19 protein-coding genes are annotated in these 17453 nt (G+C 65.5%); 3 read left to right on the top strand and 16 right to left on the bottom strand.

From position 1 onward, the window contains the following. Positions 1 to 12: 12 nt before the first annotated feature. The 3 genes from V9L20_RS14145 to V9L20_RS14135 form a co-directional block, all read right to left on the bottom strand. Entirely contained in the window at positions 13 to 1581 is a 1569-nt protein-coding gene (locus tag V9L20_RS14145) for a serine hydrolase domain-containing protein (protein ID WP_337297080.1), read from the bottom strand. A gap of 207 nt (positions 1582 to 1788) precedes the next feature. After that, the gene (locus tag V9L20_RS14140) at positions 1789 to 2577 is read right to left on the bottom strand and encodes an extensin-like domain-containing protein (protein WP_337297079.1); all 789 of its coding nucleotides are present in this window, start codon (positions 2575 to 2577) and stop codon (positions 1789 to 1791) included. A gap of 151 nt (positions 2578 to 2728) precedes the next feature. Beyond that, positions 2729 to 3472: an SDR family oxidoreductase gene (locus V9L20_RS14135; RefSeq protein WP_337297078.1), complete on the bottom strand. Its 744-nt coding sequence runs from the start codon at positions 3470 to 3472 to the stop codon at positions 2729 to 2731. Positions 3473 to 3570: 98 nt separating this feature from the next. Between V9L20_RS14135 and V9L20_RS14130 the strand changes: the two genes are divergently transcribed. Beyond that, the gene (locus V9L20_RS14130; protein ID WP_337297077.1) at positions 3571 to 4467 is read left to right on the top strand and encodes an AraC family transcriptional regulator; all 897 of its coding nucleotides are present in this window, start codon (positions 3571 to 3573) and stop codon (positions 4465 to 4467) included. 8 nt (positions 4468 to 4475) lie between these two features. Here the strand turns inward: V9L20_RS14130 and V9L20_RS14125 are convergent, their stop codons facing one another. From V9L20_RS14125 to V9L20_RS14095, 7 genes are all read right to left on the bottom strand, one after another. Next, positions 4476 to 5666 (bottom strand): PrsW family intramembrane metalloprotease, encoded by a 1191-nt coding sequence (locus tag V9L20_RS14125; RefSeq protein WP_337297076.1) that lies wholly within the window; start codon positions 5664 to 5666, stop codon positions 4476 to 4478. After that, a complete protein-coding gene (locus tag V9L20_RS14120) occupies positions 5663 to 6223 on the bottom strand; it encodes a hypothetical protein (protein WP_337297075.1) in 561 nt (186 codons plus the stop codon). Before V9L20_RS14120 ends, V9L20_RS14125 begins: the two co-directional genes overlap by 4 nt. A 128-nt stretch (positions 6224 to 6351) precedes the next feature. Next, on the bottom strand, positions 6352 to 6834 hold the full coding sequence (locus tag V9L20_RS14115; protein ID WP_443098583.1) for an SgcJ/EcaC family oxidoreductase: 483 nt from the start codon (positions 6832 to 6834) through the stop codon (positions 6352 to 6354). 172 nt (positions 6835 to 7006) lie between these two features. Then, positions 7007 to 7690, bottom strand: a complete 684-nt coding sequence (locus tag V9L20_RS14110) for a response regulator transcription factor (protein ID WP_337297074.1) — start codon at positions 7688 to 7690, stop codon at positions 7007 to 7009. After that, complete coding sequence (locus V9L20_RS14105; protein ID WP_337297073.1) at positions 7687 to 9324, bottom strand: sensor histidine kinase; 1638 nt, start codon at positions 9322 to 9324, stop codon at positions 7687 to 7689. The genes V9L20_RS14110 and V9L20_RS14105 overlap by 4 nt, the downstream gene beginning before the upstream one ends. Before the next feature lie 50 nt (positions 9325 to 9374). Beyond that, on the bottom strand, positions 9375 to 9782 hold the full coding sequence (locus V9L20_RS14100; protein WP_337297072.1) for a VOC family protein: 408 nt from the start codon (positions 9780 to 9782) through the stop codon (positions 9375 to 9377). Next, complete coding sequence (locus V9L20_RS14095; protein WP_337297071.1) at positions 9779 to 10273, bottom strand: helix-turn-helix transcriptional regulator; 495 nt, start codon at positions 10271 to 10273, stop codon at positions 9779 to 9781. The genes V9L20_RS14100 and V9L20_RS14095 overlap by 4 nt, the downstream gene beginning before the upstream one ends. 148 nt (positions 10274 to 10421) lie before the next feature. Between V9L20_RS14095 and map the strand changes: the two genes are divergently transcribed. Together map and V9L20_RS14085 are read left to right on the top strand one after the other, a co-directional pair. Continuing rightward, entirely contained in the window at positions 10422 to 11168 is a 747-nt protein-coding gene (gene map / locus V9L20_RS14090) for a type I methionyl aminopeptidase (protein WP_337297070.1), read from the top strand. Between the two features lie 71 nt (positions 11169 to 11239). Continuing rightward, positions 11240 to 11611: a VOC family protein gene (locus V9L20_RS14085; protein ID WP_337297069.1), complete on the top strand. Its 372-nt coding sequence runs from the start codon at positions 11240 to 11242 to the stop codon at positions 11609 to 11611. Between the two features lie 18 nt (positions 11612 to 11629). Here the strand turns inward: V9L20_RS14085 and V9L20_RS14080 are convergent, their stop codons facing one another. The 6 genes from V9L20_RS14080 to V9L20_RS14055 all read right to left on the bottom strand — a co-directional run bounded on the left by V9L20_RS14080 (position 11630) and on the right by V9L20_RS14055 (position 17438). After that, positions 11630 to 12292, bottom strand: coding sequence for a dihydrofolate reductase family protein (locus V9L20_RS14080; protein ID WP_337297068.1), 663 nt, complete (start codon positions 12290 to 12292; stop codon positions 11630 to 11632). A gap of 88 nt (positions 12293 to 12380) precedes the next feature. Then, positions 12381 to 12824, bottom strand: coding sequence for a MaoC family dehydratase (locus tag V9L20_RS14075; protein WP_337297067.1), 444 nt, complete (start codon positions 12822 to 12824; stop codon positions 12381 to 12383). Next, positions 12817 to 14472: an AMP-binding protein gene (locus V9L20_RS14070; protein ID WP_337297066.1), complete on the bottom strand. Its 1656-nt coding sequence runs from the start codon at positions 14470 to 14472 to the stop codon at positions 12817 to 12819. Before V9L20_RS14070 ends, V9L20_RS14075 begins: the two co-directional genes overlap by 8 nt. Continuing rightward, a complete protein-coding gene (locus V9L20_RS14065; RefSeq protein WP_337297065.1) occupies positions 14469 to 15209 on the bottom strand; it encodes a nitroreductase in 741 nt (246 codons plus the stop codon). Before V9L20_RS14065 ends, V9L20_RS14070 begins: the two co-directional genes overlap by 4 nt. Positions 15210 to 15356: 147 nt before the next feature. Beyond that, positions 15357 to 16376, bottom strand: coding sequence for an AraC family transcriptional regulator (locus tag V9L20_RS14060; RefSeq protein WP_337297064.1), 1020 nt, complete (start codon positions 16374 to 16376; stop codon positions 15357 to 15359). Positions 16377 to 16421: 45 nt separating this feature from the next. Then, positions 16422 to 17438, bottom strand: a complete 1017-nt coding sequence (locus V9L20_RS14055; RefSeq protein ID WP_337297063.1) for an AraC family transcriptional regulator — start codon at positions 17436 to 17438, stop codon at positions 16422 to 16424. Positions 17439 to 17453: the final 15 nt, after the last annotated feature.

Below are 17453 nucleotides of genomic sequence, written 5' to 3'. Positions count from 1 at the left end.
TGCTTACCGCTGTCAGCGCACGCGCGGCACCGCGGCGGTCAGCAGCGCAAGCGCCTTGTTCAGCGTCGAGGTTGCGAACCACTGGCCCTTGGAATGCCCGATGCGCACCACGACGAGATCGTGCGAAGGAATCACCAGCACGAACTGGCCTCCCGCGCCAAGCATGTAGTAGGCCGACGTCGGCGCGGCCAATGAACTCATCCCGTTGATCCAGAAGAAGCCGCCGTAGATGGGGCGCTTGTCCGCGGCCCACGCCGGCGCAACGCTGCTCACGAAATTGACGAAGCCTTCGGGAAGAATGCGCTCGCCGTTCCACACGCCGTCCTGCAGGTAGAGGTTGCCCAGGCGGGCCCAGTCGCGTCCCGACATGAAGTCGTAGCCTTGCGTGAGAAAGTTGCCGTAGGGGTCGGTCTCGATGACCATCGAGCGGATGCCGATCTTGTCGAACAGCGCGCGTTGCGGAAACGAGAGGTACTCCTCGCCGCGCTTTTCCACCGCAAGGCGCACCAGGTAGTTGGCAAGCACGGGGTCGGTGTTGCGGTAGCGGCCTACCGCGCCGGGCGGCCATTGCTGCGGGCGGGTGGCGGCATAGTTGAAGGCGTTGATGCGGCCGGTGTAGTAGTAGGTGTGATCGGGGTAGGTGCCGTTGGGGTCAAAGTCCGGGTCGTCGGGCGCCTTGATGCGCAACCCGCTCGACATCTGCAGGATGTCCGAGATCTTGATCTGCTGGCGGCCGTCGCCGGCCCCTTGCCACTCGGGGATCGGTGCCTGCTGGTCGAGCTTGTACACACCCTGCTTGATGAGCACGCCCATCATGGTGGCAACGACGCTCTTGCCCATCGACCATGATTCGAGCGGCGTCGTCGGCCCGATGCCGTTCATGTAGCGCTCCGCAACGATGCGCCCTTTGTGCGTGACCACGAAGGCCGCCGTGTAGGCCTCCGTCACTCCGAACGCCGCCTCGACCGCCTCGTTCACCTTCGCCATGTTGACTTCCGCGGGCGGCGGGTCGCCAGGCAGCACGTCGCCCATCGGCCAGGGCTGGGTCGCGGGGTCGGGCAGGGTGCTCTTCACCTCGACGGGCGCGAAGAAAACGCCGTCGCTGCCCGCCGGCAGCGTGACGCAGCCCTGCGAGCCAAAGTGGCGCGCGACCAACGTCGGGCCGTTGGGAATCGAGATGCGGACCTCTTTCTTCACGCGATCGACCACGGGCTTGCCAACGTTCTTGCGCTGCTCATAGGGGCCCACGAAGTAGCCGAGGCTCTCGGCGGCAACGTCGGGGTCGATGCCCGTGATGAACACGGCGGAACACATCGTCTTGGCATAGCCAGAGGTGTGGTGCTCGAGCACGTTGCCGGGCGGTGGCACATAAGGTGTGTTCAGTTCGAGCGCCCGGGCCCGGGCAATGAGCGCGTCGCGTTCGGGCAGCTGGGCCGTGGTGGGCGGCGGTGTCACCGGAACACCGACCACTCCGCCGCCTCCACCCCCGCCGCCACCACCACCACCGCACGAGGCCAGCAGGGTTGCCAGGCTCAGGGCCGCAGCGGTTGTGGCAAGGGAACGGCGGATCGGGCAATGCATTGGCGGTCCTTGGGTAGCTTTGCGATGGGAGCGGTGGGTGTTTGCCGTGCGCAAACTCCGACACCGGCGGGATTGTGTGTGAATCCCATGCGGCCGCCTAGCTCTTTTCGGGGAAGCGCGAGCGATGTAGCCCCAAGGTTCTCACCTGTTCAGCAAGGCGCATCAAACACGTCTTTGCGATGACGCGGGTTGGGAGAGAAGCCGCTGTCAGCGGCACACCTCATACCCGCCGGTTTCCAGATGAAGATGGTCCCGGTGCGCCGCGTTGTAGTCGGGGCCGAGTACGCCGTTGAAGAACCGGCAGGCGCCGCGGTGCGCATCGCGCACCAGCAGCGCGGCCGGATCGCTGGTGCTTGCCGCGTCGGCGGAGCCGCCGCGAGGCCATGCCTGCAGCACCGTGATGCGCCGGCCGTTGGCAAGCGTCAGGCCGGCAACGTCGAGCGCATCGGCTGTCGCATGCCGGCTGCGCGAAGCACCCGGCACGGCGCCTTCGCCGCGGTTCACGTTGCGGCAGGCGTAACTGCCCAGGTGGTCGATGGCCGCCACTGGTTGGCCGAAGTGCTGCAGGGCGGCGGGTTGCAGTGCGTGTCTCTCCCACATGAAGAAGGACAGCGCCATGGGGCAACTCAGCGAAGGCGCCGTGCCCAGCCGCACGCCGGCGGAGCGCAGCCTCACCGCGTTCTTGAAGCCGCAGCCGGGGGCGGTGGTTCGGTCGGGCAGCAGGTCGTACTGCATGCCGGTTTGCGCCAGCGCGGCCAGGCAGCGCGCAGGCTCGCTGCGGGCGCGCGAAAGCTTGTAGCCGGTCAGCCAACCGGGCGGCGCACTAACGTCGAGCGGCGCCCATGGATTGAAGCGCTCCGGGATCTTCAGCCTGCCGGTAGCGACCGCCCACGCGCCCAGCAAAAGTGCAGCGAGCACGACGCACACAAACGCCGTGCCGAGCCAGCGCTTGCGCCTCGAGGGCGTCGGCTTTGCCGCATCATCAGAAAGGTTCAAGGCAAGCGCTCCGATGCAGCGCCAGGCTGGATTGGATCAGCCATGCTGAAGCTCTGCAAAAAGCAGAACGCTAGAAGGCCTGGCGTTACTCGGCTGTAGTCTGACGTGGCTTTCTGCTGTGCGGTCAGGTGCCGGCGGGCCTCGGGCTTTCCTATTTGCTGCCGGCGAGTGCGATCGCATCCGCACCGGCGGGATACCGCAACGTCGGCGCGGGGTCGTTAGCGGCGTGCCACACCGCCTCGGCCACGTCGGCCGCGCTAGTCACTGCCGCCGGGTTGCCCAGTTCCGCGAACACGCTGTGCGCCAGCGGGGCATAGGCCTCGGGAATCAAGCCCTGCATGCGTTCAGCTCCGTTGGCGGTGAATTGCGTGCCCGGGCCATACCCGGGCTCGACGAGCTTTGCGCGAATGTTGAAAGGCGCGAGCTCGAACACCAGGGACTCGGTGAAGCCTTCGATGGCGGTCTTGCTCGCGGTGTAGGCCGCCACCAGCGGCATGGGTGCGAGGGTGACCGTGGACGTGACGTTGATGACCACGCCCGACTTCCTGAGCCGGAACTGCGGCAGCACGGCCTGGGTCATCGCCATCATGCCGAAGGTATTGGTTTCGAATATCTCGCGCACGCTGGCCATGGGCGTTGCCTCGAATGCACCGAAGAGCCCCAGCCCCGCGTTGTTGACCAGCACATCGATAGGTCCGGCGGCTTCGAGCGCCGCGGCAATGCTCTCGGGCCTTGTCACGTCGAGCGGCAGCACGCGCAGGCGTTCCGACACAGGCAGGAGCTCGGCGCGCGGCGTGCGCATGGTCGCAACGACGTGCCAGCCTTGCGCGTGAAAGTGGCGCGCGGTTTCCAGGCCGTAGCCAGACGAGCAGCCGGTGATCAGGACGGTCTTCATTGGGTTCCTTTGAGTTTGGGTGAAGGTGCGTCACGATATCGGCGCAGGGCAGGACTTTGAATAACCTATAGTCCATGTTTTGTTTGCAGGAGTCCGGCATGTCCGATCCACTCGCCGATGTCGTCAAGCTGCTGCGCCCGCGCGCGGTGTACTCGAAGGTCATCAGCGGCGCGGGCTCATGGGCGGTTCGCTATTCGGCGTTCGGCGAGCCCAGCTTCTGCACCATGCTCGAAGGCGAATGCGTTCTTGCGGTAGACGGACAAGAGCCTCTTGCCCTTGCCGCGGGCGACTTCGTGCTCATGCCCGCCACGCCGGGGTTCACCATGTCGGGCCTCGAACCTGCGGAGCCGGTGTTTGTGGACGCCAGGAAGGTGCCCGCGCCAACGGAAGAAATTCGCCACGGCAGGCGCGAAGGCCCCCCGGACATGCGAATGCTCGGCGGCTACTTTGCCTTCGAATCGCCGGACGCGTCGTTGCTGGCTTCGCTGCTTCCAGCGCTGCTGCACGTGCGCGACATCGGGCGCCTTTCAGTGCTGGTGCAGCTCGTAAGGGAGGAATCGCTCCAGCAGAAACCGGGGCGCGATCTCGTCCTTGAACGCCTCGTTGAATTGCTGCTGATCGAAGCCCTCCGCTCCACCCCCGGGGAGCGCGCGCCTCCGGGGCTGCTTCGCGGGTTGGCCGATCCGCGGTTGTCCACCGCGCTGCGGCACCTGCATGGCGATCCCGCGCAGTCGTGGACGGTGGCCGATCTTGCAAGAAAGGCCGCACTGTCGCGGTCGGCTTTTTTTGAACGCTTCTCTCGCGCCGTGGGCCTGCCGCCCATGGAGTACCTGCTCGCCTGGCGCATGGCGCTCGCCAAAGACCTGCTGGCCCGCAGCGACGTCGGCATTGCGGAAGTTGCCGAGCGCGTGGGCTACGGCTCCGCCAGCACATTCAGCACCGCGTTCAGCCGCCATGTGGGCCGGCCGCCGAGTCGCTTTGCACGCCAGGGCTAGCGGGTGCCTCAGGGTTGGGGTGCGATGAGCGGGTCGAGCATGGCGCGCAGCCGCCTTATCGCCACCTCGTGCCGCAGCGTCTGCGCCCCGCGCCCGTAGGTCATTGCCTTGCGGATAAGCCGCAACTGCTCGCGCTGCAGCTGCGTTTTCAGGCGCCTCGCGCGCAGGCCGAAGGTCCAGCCCATTTCAATGCGAACCCTGTAGCGCGACAGAGGCGCGCCCAGCCGAACCCACTCGTCGTCGCGGATCAGATCGCGCTCGGGTACGAAGTAGGCCGCAAGGGCGTGCAGGTAGGCGCCGTTCTCACGGGCGGCCACGCGCCAGAAGAGCCCGGCCGCAATCATCGCGGGAATGCCCTTGACGACAAGCAGCACCGCCATCTCGCCGTAGCCACCGTCGAAAAGATCTTCGAGCCATGGCGAGTTCCAGATGAAATGCATGGCCCAGGCCAGCGCAAAGCACAGAAGGGCGCAGCCGATTCTTGCCGCCATGGGGCGTTCAGGGTGCAGCAGGAACCAGGCGAGGCCGAAAGACGCGATCGTGGTGTAGGCCGCGTGGCTCCACAGCCCGCTCAGCAGACCGCGCGTCAGCAGGTTCAGCAGCACGGGGTACACCTGGTTCTCGAGCGGAAAGTGCATGGAAGCGTTGACGGTGTAGGTGAGGTTTTCGACCACCTGGAAGCCAAGCCCGGTCATGGCCCCGACGATGAGCACCGAGAGGTAGGTCTGGAACTGGTTGCGCGCCACAAGAATGAGCAGCACCACGCCCGCTAGTTTCAAGAACTCCTCGGTGATCGGGCCCGCAATGGCCGGTCCCCAGATCGCCACGAAATCGGGCGACACCAGCTTGGCGCACAGGCTCTGAATGGCAATGTTCGCCGGCGCGGCAAAGTAGACCGCGCCCAGGCCGCCCCACGCGAATGCCAGGAAAAAAGCTTCCGGCGGATGCTGCTCGAGCAAATCGAGCGTGCGAAACACCAGCAGAAAAACCAGCGTGTAGATGCCCCACACCAGCAGTCCCAGCAACGCAGTGATGGGGACGACCCGGAACCCCACCGAGAACATGTTGAAGGTGTAGAACAACCCGTTGACGATCAGCGCCGCCAGCAGCCAGAAGGCCGCGCGGCGCGGCTGAAAGAACGAATCGGTGCCCACCGGCCATTCGGCGCGATCCTGTTGCTCGGGAAGTTCGAGCTTCACTGCGGAGCCTCCAGGTCCATCGATTCGAGCATGCTGCGTGCATCGGCCATGGCCTCGTTCAAGCCGTCGCTCGCGCCGTAGACGTCGATCTGCACCAGCGAGCGGCGCTGCAGGTCGACCACCTGCCAGAACCGCCCCGCCAGCTTCGACCCGTAGTAGGCAAAGGTCTTGCCCTGCAGGCCCCACGGCGTGACAAAGCCGGACACGTCGCCGTCGATCTGCAAGCCCTGGCCGCGTTCCATCAACCTTTGCTGCCGCGTCATCGGCCCGTCGGGCCCGCCTGCCCATGACCCGGTAGTCACCAAAAACTTGTGGCCGCCCTTGAACAGCATCAGGGACCTGCCCGCCCTGGAGCGGGACACGTCCATTTCCCATCCTTCGGCGGGAACGAACCGCGCGTGCCCGACCGCCACCGTTTCGCCCGCGGGCAGCGGCCGGCTCCCGGGGGTGCGGCTGTCCCACAATTTCAGGCCGCCGACATACCCGGCAATGGCAAGCAGAACGGCAAGCGCGCCTGGCCAGGTGCGGTATGGAATGCGGCGTGAGGGCTCGAGCATGCTTTTATCGTGCCACACGGCGGGCTGCTCTTGCATCGCCCCCGGCGGACGACGATCATCCGCCGACGCTGGAAATGGCGGTGAGGAGGAACCCCGCGCGCATCTCCAGCGGCAGCGCGTGCGGCCGTTTACTTTCCCGCAACGGACTCGGGCATTGCCGACGAGTGGTGATGGGCGATGAGCCATTGGCCGTTCACCAGTTCATACACGTAGGTGTAGCGCGCGTGCACCGATGTGCCGTCCTTGAACTTGAAGGTATAGGTGCCCACGTCTTGCGCCACGTTGCAACCGATGCGGATGATGCGCTTGTCGATCGTGCCCCGCGGCTCGCCCTTCAGAAACTTGACGAAGTAGTCGCGAATTTCCGCGGGCGTGCTGCGCGGGTTGTTCGACACGGTGGGCAGCAGCACGCCGTCGGGTGCGTAGTTGGCGGTGACCTTGTCCGGGTCGAGTGTGCGCAGCGAATCGTTCCAGCGGTCGAACAGCGCACTGACCTGCGCTTGGGTCACAGGAGCGCAAGCCGCCGCGCCGAGCGCGGCGTTGGCACCGGTGGCGAAGCTAAGGGCCAGCAGGCTGGTGGCGGCGGTGGTGGCGAGAAGTCGCATCTTCATTTTTTTGATTCCTGTGCAGTGAGATGAAAGCGACGCCGTGTTGTGCCGGCGCTGCACCGCATCGCGGCGCAGGAATCAAGTGTTGGCCGCGTGCATGAACGCGAGCCTCTGCGCGGAATGACAAACGGTTAACGCGCAGATGAACAGCGCATGAACGCGGGCGAGCTTCTTTTCAGCTTTCCTGTGCGTCGAGCCGGTAGCCGAAGCCGCGCACGGTCTTCAGCAGCGCAAGCGCATGGCCGTCGTCGATCTTGCTGCGAAGGCGGCGCACATACACATCGACCACATTGGTCAGCGGGTCCTCGTTGGTGCCCCACACGTTCGACAGGATGCGTTCGCGGCTGTACACGCGGCCCGGGGCGCTCATCAACAGCTCCAGAAAGGCCAGTTCGCGCGCCGTGAGAGAAACCGGCCGGCCGGCTCGCGTGACCTGCATGCGCTCGCGGTCGAGCACCAGGTCGGCCAGCTGCAGCGTGCTGGCCTTGGGGCGCTGTTCGCGGCCGCGGCGCATCAGCGCTTCGATGCGCGCGAGCAGTTCCTCGAACGCAAAGGGCTTGGTAAGGTAGTCGTCGGCACCCAGCCGCAGGCCCTTTACCTTGTCTTCGAGCGTGCTCATGGCGGTGAGCATCAGCACCGGTACATGGCGGCCTTCGGCGCGAAGCGTCTGGCACAGCTCCAGGCCGCTCAGGCCGGGCAGCATCAGGTCGAGAACCAGTAGCGAGAGATCGCCGCCGCGCGCGCGCTCCAGGCCCTCGGTGCCGGTGCGCGCGAGCTGCACGCCATAGCCCTCGGCGCGCAAACCGCGCAGCAGAAAATCGGCAACGCGCGGATCGTCTTCCACGATGAGGATGTTCATGCCGCCTCCAGCGAAGCGGCCTGGTCGCCGTGCGATTTCGGCAGGCTGATGCTGACAGTGGTACCGGCAAAGGGCACGCTGTCGATGCCGATGTGGCCATGGTGTGCGCCCACGATGGCCTGCGCAATCGACAGCCCGATGCCGGTGCCTTCCACCCGATGGTCGCGCGCGCGCCGACCGCGGTGGAAGCGCTGGAACACAGTGGGCATCTCGTGCGGGTCGATGCCGATGCCCTCGTCCTGCACGACGATGTCGACCTGCTCGCCGCGCTCGCGCCAGCCAAGGCGCACCGTACAGCCTGCGTGTGAATAGCGCACCGCGTTGTCCAGCACGATCATCAGCGCCTGGCGAAGGCGGTCGGCATCCACATGCACGTGCACCGGCTGCGCCGCGGTGCCGTCTTGCGCTTCGAGCTGCACCCGCACGCCGTGCAGCGCACCGAGCGCTTCGGCCTGCTCGGCGGCGTCGGCGACGAGTTGCTGCAATTCGACCTCGCCGGGCCGCATCACGAGCTGGTCGGCTTCCGCGCGGGCGATCAGCATCAGGTCGTCGATCACGCCGGCCAGCTGCTTCACGCCGCCGACGATGCGCCCCAGCGTCTGCTTGTATTCGGCGAGCGGCTTGTCGCTTCCGCGCAGCGCAATCTCGGCCTCGCCGCGAATGGCCGTGGCCGGCGTGCGCAGCTCGTGGCTGAGGTCGGCAAAAAGCTGCCGGCGCCGCTGGTCGATCTGCTGCAGGGTGTCGTGCGCGCTGCGCAAGTCTGCGGTGCGCGCTTCAACCGCATCTTCCAGCCGGCGCCGGGCGGCTTCGGCGGCATTGCGGTGCTGCTGCAGCTCGACCGCCATGGCGTTGAAATGCTCAGCCACCCGGTCGAACTCGTCGTGCGACCCGAGGGCCAAGCGGTGGTCGAGATTGCCGGCCTGCAGGGCCTGCGTGCCGGCCAGCAGGCGGTCGAGCGGCCGCTGCAGACGGCGGTTCAGGTGCACCGCCATCAGCACGGCCGCGGCCAGCGTGAGCGCCGCCAGCGCAATGGCCTTCAGGCGCAGCGCCTCGAGGCCGCGCTCGGTGGCGGCACGGGCTACCGGCACCGTGCGGCGCTGGCGCTCGATGGCGCCGTTCACCAGTTCGCGCAGGTCGCGCCCGCGCGTCACGTCGAACACCTGGTTGAGCTCCTGCCATACGGCGGAGAACTCGGCGCCTCGCTCCAGCGGCGTCAGGCGCAGCAGCCGCTCGTGCACGTCGGCAATGTTGGCGTCCAGCAGTTCAACCGCATCGACCAGCTGCGTGACCTCCGCGGGTACCGCGGAGCCATCGCTGGCCGCGATCTCGGTCCACACGGCCAGGTCGCGATGCGCCAGCTCGTTGAGCCGGGCCGCGCTGGCCTGCATGCCCGCCAACCAGCGGTCGCGCGTTTCGCTGGAGGCTCCCGCGTTCATCAACTGCTGCGACGCCCATACGCGCAGCCGCTGCTTGTTGGCCGACAGTTCCAGCAGCTCCGAGAGGATGTCGCTCGCCAGGCGGCTGTGCTGCGTATAGACATTGACGCGTGCCGAGCCCCAGTAGACGAAGGCCGCCTGGATGCAAACCAGCGTAACCAGTGCGGCGAACGCCAGCGAAAGCCTTGATCTGAACATGCGCGGACTTTAGCAAGCCCGCGAGGCCGTGCGATGGCGTGCCGCAGGCCTCAGCCGCGGCCTTGGATCATCTTCCACCCATTGCCGGAAGGATCGCGAAAGCCCGCGTCCACGGTGCCGTAGCGCTCCACGGGCTCCTGCGTGAACTCCACCCCCAGGGCGAGCATCCGGTCGTAGGCCGCGCGGCAGTCGCTTACCGTGAGAACGAGCGGAGGCATCGCACCCTTGGCCACGATGGCGCGCAGCGCCTGCGCCGTTGCCTCGTCGTGCACCGGCGGGCCGGGCAGAAAAAGCCCAAGCTGGAACGACGGCTGCTCCGGGTGCTGCACCGTGAGCCAGCGATAGCCGCCGTTGCCCACGTCCGTGTGAACACGAAACCCCAGCTTGTCTACATAGAACGAAAGCGCCTCGTCCTGGTCGCGCACATACAAACCGACTACATCAATGCCCTGCTTCATGAACTCTCCTGTGTTTGTTCGGGCCTGTTTGTACCGTTTGCCGCCTGGCGCCGCTTCTCCGAAACTGCGGTCGTGAGCCCGGGCCGGCGCGCGGCGCTCACGATGCACTCGGGCACCGGGCCGAGTTCGCGCACCGCCTGTTTTTCTTGCGAGCGCACCGCGCTCGGGCTGTGGCCGGTAATGTCGCGAAAGGTGCGCCCGAAGGTGCCCAGGCTTGCCCAGCCCGTATCGAAGGCAATGTCGGTGATGGGCCGGTCGGTTTCGCGCAGCAGCGCCATTGCCCGCTCGATGCGCCGGGTGAGCAGATAGCGGTGCGGCGGAACGCCGAAGGCCTGCTTGAACGATCGCGCGAAGTGGGCCTCGGACACGCCGCTTACCTCTGCGAGACGACCCACCGGCCACTCCTCGTGCGATGCGGCGTCCATCCGGTCTTTTGCGCGCAGCAGCCGGCGCAGCAGGTCGGGGTCCTGCAGGGCAGGGGCTTCGCTCACGCGGCCCCCTGAAGATGCAAATTCACGTTCAAGGCTCTCCCTGGTTTGTTGGGCTCGTACAGCGGAATCAGGCAACGGATAATGCCCTTGAAGGCCCATGCGCCAGCTAAAAAAGATCTTCCAACCGAATCTTCCACAAATATCTCAGATGACCATCGAAACCCAAGACGACGTCGCAGCATTGAAACGGATCGGCAGAATCGTCTCGTTCGTGCTGCACCAGATGCTCGATGCCGCAGAACCCGGCATGACCACGCGCGAGCTCGACGCGCTGGGCGAGCAGCTGTTGGAAGAACAGGGCGCGCGGTCCGCACCGAGGCTGACATACGACTTTCCGGGTGCGACCTGCATCAGCATCAATGAAGAGGCGGCGCACGGCATTCCGGGGGACCGGATCATCAAGGCAGGGGATGTCCTGAACATCGATGTGTCGGCCGAACTCGACGGCTACTTTGCCGATACAGGCGGAACCAGAGTGGTGCCCCCGACCAATCCGCAGAAGACCCGCCTCTGCCACGCAACGCGCACAGCCCTTGCCGAAGCGATGAAGAGCGCCAGGGCGGGGCAGCCGATCAATGCCATCGGCGCCGCCATCGAGCGCACTGCAAAGGCCTATGGTTTCAAGATCATCGAAAACCTAGGGAGCCACGGCGTCGGCCGCGCGCTGCACGAGGAGCCGGAGCACATCGCCGGCTACTTCGATCCCTCGGACAAACGGATCCTGCAAGAAGGAATGGTCATCACCATCGAACCGTTTCTTTCGACCAAGAGCCGCATCGTGACGGAAGCGCCTGACGGCTGGACGCTCGCAGGCGCAAGCGGAAACTTGTCCGCGCAGTATGAACACACGATGATCATCACCAAGGGTGCTCCTATCGTCGTGACGCTGCACTGATTGCAAATAAAGGGTAGCCCTCCGTTTTCTCGTATGCCCTAGCCATTCACCAACGCTCGCCAGGAGAAACCATGCAGCTTCGCACCGCACGCATTTTTGTTCGAGACCTGCCGGGCGCGTCCCGTTTCTACGAGGAGCTGCTCGGGTTGCAGCTCAAGTCGCCGCGAAGCGAAGAGAGCTTTCGCGTGTTCGACGCAGGACCGATGAGCCTGGTCGTCGAGCATGTCGACGCGGATGCCCCCGCGGAGGACCAGGCCCTTATCGGGCGTTTCACAGGGCTGTCTTTCGATGTGGCGGACGTTCAGTCGAAGTACAGCGAGCTTGCCTCGCTCGGCGTTGCGTTTAGCGGGCTTCCGGAGCAGCAGGCATGGGGCGGCATTCTTGCGACGCTGCGCGACCCCTCGGGCAACGAGCTCCAGCTTGTGCAGCAGCCATTGCGCTAGCGCGCGCACACAGCGCTTTTACTTCCTCGCGAATTTCAGGTGGGTCACGTCCGGCGCCGCGATCGTCTTCACCAGGGCAAGGGAATGCAGGGTGTTGACGCCGTCGAACAGGCGTTCCCCACCGCCGAGCAAGATCGGCGCGAGGTGCAGCTGCATTTCATCGACGAGGCCGGCTTTCAGGTACTGCTGCGCAGCGTTGGCCCCACCCGCCAGTGCCACGTCCTTTCCGCCTGCCGCGCGCCGGGCCTGGCCCAGCGCACTTTCGATGCCCTCGGTCACGAACGTGAAGCTCGTGCCGCCTTCCATCATCAACGGGTCGCGCGCGTGGTGGGTCAGCACGAATACCGGGTGACGAAACGGCGGATTGCGGCCCCACCAGCCGTTCCAGGGATTCGTGTCGTCCCACGGCCCTGGGCCGCCGCCGAACATGTTGCGGCCCATGATGGTCGCGCCGATGTCGGCGAGTTCGTCTTCCATCACCGCCGTGCTCTCGTTCACCACGCCGCCATCCAGGCCGTGCGGCCGGCGCCATGCCTCGAGCTGGACCACCCATTCATGCAATTGCTCGCCACCAACCCCGAGCGGCTCCTGCAAGCTTTGGTGCGGACCGGCGACAAACCCGTCCAGCGAAATCGAGATCCTGAATCGAAGCTTTGACATGGCATTAGCCCCTTGCTCCATGGCATTGAAGCGGCGAGTCTAGGAGCTGCGCGGTGGCTCGGCAATGACAACAAAGCCTCGTTTTCTGCCAAAGACGCGAGGGGATGCCTCAGTTGTGCTCATTGAGCAGCACCGTGCCATGCGCAAGAACGCTGGTCCGGTCATCCGCGCCTTTCACCCAGCCCTGCATCTCGATGATGCTGCCGCCTCTCGGACGGGCCGCGATCGACAAGACGTTCCATTCGATGAGTACCGTCTCGCTCGCCCTTACGGGGCGCAGCAGGTCGACCGAGAAGTTGATTCCGAGCACGTTTCCTTTCTTGGCGAAGTGACTGGCGGTCAGTCCCATCAACAGCGACGTGGTGTGCGTGCCGCTTGCTATCAATCCGCCGAAGCGCGTGCCTCTTGCAAACTCCGCGTCATGGTGCAGTGGGTTGTCGTCTCCCGCGGCCAGGGCAAACCTCCTGACTTGCTCTTCGTCGAAGGCGTGGGTCCGCGAGAAGCGGTAGCCGGGCTCTATGGGCGCCCGGGCGGCGGGTTCGAATTCAGTCATGCGGCCTCGCGAGCCCGGTGATGGCTTCCTGGCTTCCAGCTTGCTGGCGCAGGCGGAATTTCTGGATCTTGCCCGTGGCCGTTTTCGGCAGGCTGCTGAAGATCACGCGGCGCGGACACTTGAAGTGAGCCAGCCGCTCGCGGCAGAAGGCAATGATTTCTTGCTCCGACGGTGCCGCGGCACCGGCCCTGAGTTCGATGAACACGCAGGGCACTTCGCCCCATTTTTCGTCGGGCTGGGCGACCACGGCGGCATGCAAGACGGCTGGGTGCCCGTGAACCACGTCCTCGACCTCGACGGAAGAGATGTTCTCGCCGCCGGAGATGATCACGTCCTTCGAACGATCGGTGATCTGCGCATAGCCGTTGCCGTGGAGCACCGCGACGTCCCCGGTGCGGAACCATCCGTTGGCGAGCGCCTTGCGCGTTGCGGCCTCGTTCTTGAAGTAGCCCATCATCACCGTGTTGCCGCGCAGCATGAGCTCCCCCGCGGTTTTTCCGTCCTGAGGAACGGGCGCCAGGGTGTCCGCATCGCCGACCATGAGGCCTTCGAACATGGCGGCGCGCACGCCCTGGCGCACCCGCAGCTTTCCTTGCTCGGCCTTGGGAAGATCGTCCCAGCCGTCTTGCCATACGCAGCTCACCGGCGTGCCGCAAACCTCCGTGATGCCGAAGACGTGCTCCACATCGAAACCCATGGCCAAAACACTGTTGAGCACGGCAAGCGGAGGAGGGGATCCCGCGGTGAGCACGCGCACGGGGCGGGACAGTCTGATGTCTTGCGCCGAGTCCGCGAGCATGGCCATGACGACCGGCGCCGCGCACAGATGATCGATCTCGTGCCTGTCGATAGCCTGTAGCACCGCCTCGGCCGACACTCTTCGCAGGCACACATGGGTGCCCGCCGCCGCCGTCACGGCCCAGGTGAAGCACCATCCATTCGCATGGAACATGGGCAGTGTCCACAGATACTTCGGCGCCCGCGGCATGGCCCAGTTCGTGATCTGCAGCAGGCTCATGAGGTAGGTGCCGCGATGGCTGGCGACCACGCCCTTCGGATCTCCCGTGGTGCCGGAGGTGTAGTTCAGGGCAATGGGCTGCCATTCATCGCTCGGCCAGCGCCCGGCAAAGTGTGGGTCTCCGCTCGCCAGCAAGGATTCGTAGTCGGTTTCGCCGATGCGTTCACCGGCCGGCGCGAGGTGGTCGTTGATGTCGATGACCGCTGGAGGCTCGTCGAGCAGCTTCAAGGCAGCCGCGACCGTTGCAGAGAACTCGCGGTCGACCATCAGCAGCTTGCACTCGCCATGGCGCAGGATGAATGCAATCGCTTCGGCATCCAGTCGGTGGTTGATCGCATTGAGAACGGCGCCTGCCAGCGGCACGCCGAAATGCGCCTCCAGCACGGCGGGTGTGTTGGGCGCCAGCACTGAAACGGTGTCCCCCGGCTGAACGCCGCGGATCACCAGTGCCGAGGCAAGGCGATGGCAGCGCTCGCGCGTCTGCGCCCAGGTTCGCGACAGATCGCCGTGCACCACAGCCAGGCGTTCCGGATGCGCCAGCGCGGCGCGATCGAGAAAGCCGAGTGGCGTCAGCGGCACATGATTGGCCTCGCAGCGGTCGAGGCTCTTGCCATAGGATTCCGCGCTCATGCTCTTGTCTCCTTTGCATTGTTGTGGAACGTCGTGAATGACGAAACCGGCTCCCGCTCGGTGACCAGCGAGTTCTCTATCGACGACTCGTCCGCGTAGCCCAGGCTCATGCCGCAAACGAGCATCTGGCCCGTGGGTATTTCCAACAACTCGCCGATCTGGCGGTGAAACTTCAGGAAGGCCGCTTGGGGGCAGGTGTGAAGGCCCCGGCTTCGCGCGGCCACCATCACGCTCTGCAGGAACATGCCGTAGTCCAGCAGGCTTCCTTCCTGGAGCGAGCGGTCGACGGTGAAGAACAGGCCCACGGGCGCATCGAAGAACCGATAGTTGCGCCCGTGCTGCAGGTGCATGCGCTGCTTGTCGCCCTTGGCAATGCCAAGCAGGCCGTAGAGGTCCCAGCCGACCTTGCGCCGCCGCTCGAGATAAGGGGAGAACCATTCCCGCGGGTAGTAGTCGTAAGGCTCCAGCAGTTCGTCCGATCGGCGGGGATCGTCGTCGAGCGCCGCAATGGCCGCGGACAAGCTCGCCTTCGCGGGCCCGGTCAGCACATGCACATGCCAGGGTTGCATGTTCATGCCCGAAGCGCTGTAGCGCGCGGTCGCGAGAATCGCTTCGATTTCTTCCCGTGGCACAGGCCTCGGCAAATACGCTCTCACGCTGCGCCGGGTGGCAATTGCCCAATCGACTGCCGCTCGCAGCGTTTCTGCGCCGAGCGGCGGTGCCATCATTCGGTTCATTCCAGGGTTCCTTGCTTTCAACAAGCGCTTGGCACACGCAAGCTGCGGGTGCGAGCGGAGGTTAGTTCTGCAAGCAACCGAAGCCCATGCCCGGACGCCTCGATTCCATCGGGGCCTTTGGGCATGCGAACGCCTCCCTGGAAGCGCCTATTCCCGCCCGGGGCGGGAGGAGCGATACGCGCCGGGGCTGACACCCGTCCACTTCTTGAACGCGCGATGAAAAGCGCTTGTCTCCTGGAACCCCGTCCGGGCTGCGACTTCAGCCACCGTCAAGGTCGCGCTCGACAGCAGGTCGATGGCAATGTCCCGCCGAAGGTCGTCCTTCACACGCTGGTAGTTCACGCCCTCTTGCTGCAGGCGGCGCTGGAGGGTGGTGCCGGAAACGCAGAGTTCCTGCGCCAGCTTCTCCAGCTCCGGCCAGGCATCGGGCAACTGGCTGCGCAACCTGTTGCGAACCTGCGCGCTGGTGCTCGCGTCATTGCGGTACTTGACCAGCAGGTTGGCCGGCGCCGCGCGCAAGAAGTTGTCGACCGTGTCCGGAGATTCCGCGATCTTCAAATCCAGCAGATCGCTTGCGAACGTGATGTGCGTGGTCTCGCCGTTGAACTTCACGTTCTCGCAGAACCGCGTACGGTAGTGGCTGTCGTCGCCGGGAGGCGGGCACCGGAACTGCATCTCGCGCAGGGGAATACGCCTGTGCACGAGCCAGCATGCCAGGCCGTGAACGAGGATGAACCAGGTGCCGTAGCCGAACAGCCGTCGCAGCACGCCGCCGTCATGCAAGATGACACAGGCCTCGTCCGCCGAGCGGACCAGCTCGCCATGAAAGTCGTCCAATGTGGCGTGAAGAAATCGGAGGATGCGGCGCAGCGCGTGCTCCAGGTTGTTGGAGCTGACAGCTGCGCGCGTCATGAGCGCATAGCTTCCGCGGCGAAGCCCGTGGCTGTCGAGGCCGAAAAACTCGTCGTCCATCAGGTCGGCGAGCGCCACCCACATGCGCGAGTAGGCGGCGGCGGAGATGCGCGCACGGGGTGCATTCAGCAGATCGCGATCCAGCTTTGCGCTTTCAAGCACGCTGGTTATGTCCATGTTCCTGAGCGCCGCGGCGTGCAGTGCCTCGTGCACGAGCTCGATGGAGACAGTGCCCTTCAACCCTGCTGACTTCATGCGGACTCTTTGCAAATAGATGCCATGGCGCCGTTCATCGCTCGATCAACCCAGCCCCTGCGCCTGCCTTCGCCGCCAGTCTCCCGGCGGCACGCCAAAGCGCCGCTTGAACGCCCGGCTGAAGGCTGCTTCCGACTCGTACCTTGCGTGGTCGGCAATGATCTTGATCGGCAGCTCGCTGCTCTTCAAGTGCTTGGCGGCCAGCTGCAGGCGCCAGTGCGCCAGGTATTGCATCGGCGGCTGGTCGAGAAAGTGATTGAACCGTTCGCTCAGCACGGTGCGCGACACGCCTACGCCGCGGGCCAGGCTCTCCAGGTTCCAGTCTTCCAGCGGCGCTGCGTGCAGCAGCTTCAGGGCCGAGCCGACCACGGCGTCGTTGTATGCCGCGAACCAGCCCACCTCGTCGGCCGAGAGGCCCTGCATGTGCTTGCGCAGGATTTCCACGAACATCAGCTCGGTGAGGCGCGGCAGCATGCTGCGCCATCCGGGCTGCGGCTTGCTGGCCTCGGTGACGGTATGGCGGATGGTGGTGGCCAGCCAGTGGTCGGCCGGCGTGGTGTCCGGCGTGATGTGCAGCACGTCGGGCAGGTGCCGCAGCACGGGGTGAAACAGCAGCTCGTCGCAGCGTATGAATCCGCAGATGACGCTGGTGGCGCCGCCGGCTCCGCCATGCTCCACCAGCGGCATGCCGGCCCACGGAAGCTGCGGCAGCAACTGGCCGATGTGCGCCGGCGCCGTGGCGTCGCCGCCGCTCAGGCGGTGAACGCCGCCATACGGCAGCAGCACGGCGTCGCCGCTGTTCAGCCGCATGGGTTCACGCTCGGGCAGCTCGATCCGGCAACTGCCGGAGCCGATGATGTGAAAGGGAATCACGCGGCTCGAGCCGAGCGCGAGCATCGCGGCCATCTGGCCCGAATCGACGCTCGTCACGCACCAGGGCTCGCGGAACTCGGCACGGAACAGCACCATGCCGGTGACGTGCATGCTCTCGAGCAAGTCCGACAGCATGTCCCCCGAACGACCCGGCGATGTTTGGGTCAAGACTTCCGGCATTTTGGTCATGGCCTGCCTCCGGCA

Source organism: Variovorax sp. CCNWLW225 (assembly GCF_037204045.1).
Taxonomy (GTDB): Bacteria; Pseudomonadota; Gammaproteobacteria; order Burkholderiales; family Burkholderiaceae_C; genus Variovorax.
This window is presented reverse-complemented; position numbering and strand designations above follow the sequence as displayed.